The 2,495-nt window shown below is 51.5% G+C and carries 3 protein-coding genes; 2 read left to right on the forward strand and 1 reads right to left on the reverse strand.

Annotation, left to right across the window (positions count from 1 at the left end; genetic code table 11):
- Positions 1-222 precede the first annotated feature (222 nt).
- Both INF68_RS22360 and INF68_RS22365 read left to right on the forward strand, forming a co-directional pair.
- Entirely contained in the window at positions 223-450 is a 228-nt protein-coding gene (locus INF68_RS22360) for a YgdI/YgdR family lipoprotein (RefSeq protein WP_021243043.1), read from the forward strand.
- 365 nt (positions 451-815) lie between these two features.
- The gene (locus INF68_RS22365; protein WP_013772937.1) at positions 816-1,001 is read left to right on the forward strand and encodes a Rop family plasmid primer RNA-binding protein; all 186 of its coding nucleotides are present in this window, start codon (positions 816-818) and stop codon (positions 999-1,001) included.
- Positions 1,002-1,291: 290 nt separating this feature from the next.
- Here the strand turns inward: INF68_RS22365 and INF68_RS22370 are convergent, their stop codons facing one another.
- Positions 1,292-1,483, reverse strand: coding sequence for a hypothetical protein (locus tag INF68_RS22370; protein ID WP_021243041.1), 192 nt, complete (start codon positions 1,481-1,483; stop codon positions 1,292-1,294).
- Positions 1,484-2,495: the final 1,012 nt, after the last annotated feature.

Genomic DNA, 2,495 nt, shown 5'->3' on the forward strand with positions numbered 1-2,495 from the left:
GACATCCAACCTCACAAAGAGGAATACTTAAATCATCTTGGTATATGTATCGGCCGGATTACATCTCATATAAGCCTCCTCCCCGCCTGACACCACACTTTGACCATAGCACCTCGCGCCTAACTCGATATACAGCCCACCATCAAGCCTCTTTTCACATAAAAAATGACCTATAGTTAGATGGTTAGTGACCAAAACTGATATGGATAAAAGGAGCTGGCTTTGAAAAAGATTTTTGTTTCAGTGTTCGCAGCGGCAGTTGCGCTTTCAGCCCTCACCGGCTGCACGCGCACAAGCTATGCCATACACACCAATGACGGTCGCACTATTGTCAGCGACGGCAAACCTAAAGAATCAGACTCAGGCCTGCTTGGCTATACAGACGCGAATGGTGTCAAACAGCAGATCAATAAAACCGACGTTAAAGAAGTCTCCGAAATTCCGCACTGAGCATCTTCTCCGAAAAAGGCCGCTAATGTGGCCTTTTTCTTTACCTGTGGTTCTCCGCCAAAATCCCAGCAAATTGCATCACCAAAGCTAAAAGCTTTCAGGGTTGTCTAAAAAGCACAAGACATAAGAGGAAGTGCGGTATTTTATAATCAAGCCCCCAAGAATTTACCATAACATCCGTTGCCCGCACCGCCTGAGACGCGTTCAGCGCGTTCCTGACGAAACCATGACAAAAACCACAACAAACCACCCCGGAACCCGTCAGAAACGCGCCTGTTAAATTTTAACGGCATGCATGACTATGCACCAGAATGACGCCATGCTCTTTTCACGCAAAAATCATCACCAGACGGGGAAAATCACCAGTGACCAGACAGGAATCCGCCGCCCTCAATATGGCCAAATTTATCCGCGCACAGACACTTCTCCTCCTTGAGCGGCTCGAGCAGATGGATCTGGATGAGGCTGCCGGCTGCTGTGAGCACCTGCACGATCAGGCCGAAGCGCTTTACGCCATGCTGAACGCACAGATAGGCGAGGAAAATGCGTGAAAATCGGTGAACGGGTGCGCAATTCAGTGCGCGGCCGTGAGGCGATGGCGGGGTGTCGGGGCGCAGCCCTGACCAGGGTATTTGTGATGCCGGCGCGTGCGCGGTATTACAAATGCACATCCTGTCCCGGAACGGACACCGGGAAACAGCAAAAAAAACCGGGCGGCACGCCCGGAACTCAATCAAGTTAGATTAGATTACTCTCACTCGTCCATAACAGCATCATGGAACGACGACCACCGTCCGTGACGGCCGCCTCGTTTAAGTATGGACAGAAATACAGAAAATGCTCAGGACGAAATGTAATGAATGCGAACGGATTCAAGAAATTCGAGCATGACAGTCCTTACGGCCGGTTCGGTTTCAGACAAAATCTGCCGGTATGCATCCAGCATCATGGCTCCGGCATCCCCTCCGGCACGCCGTAGCCAGACCGAAACAACGGACACAAGCAGGTGTCGCTCATCATCACTAAGAGTCATCAGGGCTCCGGAAGAAAAACCAAACATGGCTTACCTACTGTTAACGGCAACGCAGAAGAAAGGTTTACAGGGTAGCGGGCAGGGATGAAAAAAAAAAAATTGCAGTCAGGCCGGAACGGCTGCTGAACCGGTACAGGCGGGTTCCGGGCGCAGCGCCGGACCAGTCACGGAGCACTAGCGGAGTGTATACTGGCTTAAGATGTAGCATGGCAGTAACACATAGCATTAATGCCACATAAGACAGGCGCAGAAAGTGAAAGAAAACGCGTCAGGAGAAAATGTGATACAGAATATATTCCGCTTCCTCGCTCACTGACTCGCTCCGCTCGGTCGTTCGGCTGCGGCGAGCGGGACGGGCTTACGGATGGATCAGAAATTTCCTGGGGGATGCCAGGAAGATACTTAACGAAGAAAGCATAAGGCCGCGCCAAAGCCGTTTTTCCATAGGCTCCGCCCCCCTGACAAGCATCACAGAATCTGACGCTCAAATCAGTGGTGGCGAAACCCGATGCGGCTTAAAGATACCAGGCGTTTCCCCCTGGTGGCTCCCTCGTGCTCCCCCGCATTCCTGCCTTTCGGTTTACCGGTGTCACTCCGCTGTTATGGCCGCGGTTTCTCATTCCACGCCTGACACTCAGTTCCGGGAAGGCAGTTCGCTCCAGGATGGACTGTATGCACGAACCCCCCGTTCAGTCCGACCGCTGCGCCTTATCCGGTAACTATCAACTTGAGTCCAACCCGGAAAGACACGACTAATCGCCATTGGCAACGGCCATTGGCAAACAGGATGTGCGAGAGATGTCTCAAGAGTTCTTGAAGTGGCGGCCTTAGTGAGGCTACACTGAAAGGACAAATTTGGTGACATGTCTCGCACAAGACTGTTACCACGGTTAGGGGATCTGCCAGGATTACCTAACCTTCGAAAAACCACCTGCCAGGGTGGTTTTTTCGTTTACAGGGCAAGAGATTACGCGCGGAAAAAAAGGATCTCAAGAAGATCCTTTATAAATTA

The organism is Enterobacter cloacae complex sp. P16RS2 (assembly GCF_014982155.1).
Lineage (GTDB): Bacteria > Pseudomonadota > Gammaproteobacteria > Enterobacterales > Enterobacteriaceae > Enterobacter > Enterobacter cloacae_M.